At 67.0% G+C, this 273-nt stretch carries 1 protein-coding gene; it reads left to right on the top strand.

The genetic code is table 11. The features are described 5' to 3' along the window. Nucleotides 1-273, top strand: a 273-nt coding sequence (locus R0J87_RS20370; protein WP_498888526.1) for a DUF2092 domain-containing protein, incomplete at both ends; no start/stop codon positions are given.

Here is a 273-nt window from a genome sequence, read left to right as displayed (position 1 = left end):
ACGATCGACGTGGTCACCGAGGACGGGCAGAAGCTGCAGTTCCCCGGCTCGGTCGATTACAGGGTGCGCGCGCCGGACGGCCTGCAGCTGAGCTGGAAGACCGACCGCAAGGAGCGCGAGCTCTATTACGACGGCAGGACGCTGACCGTCTACGGGCCGAAGAACAAGTACTACGCCACGGTGGACGCGCCGCCGACGCTGCATGCGCTGATGAGCGACGCACGCGACCGCTATGGCATCGAGCTGCCGCTGCCGGACCTGTTCCTGTGGGGC

The sequence above is a fragment of the Halomonas sp. SIMBA_159 genome (assembly GCF_046536035.1).
Taxonomy (GTDB): domain Bacteria; phylum Pseudomonadota; class Gammaproteobacteria; order Pseudomonadales; family Halomonadaceae; genus Vreelandella; species Vreelandella venusta_A.
This window is presented reverse-complemented; position numbering and strand designations above follow the sequence as displayed.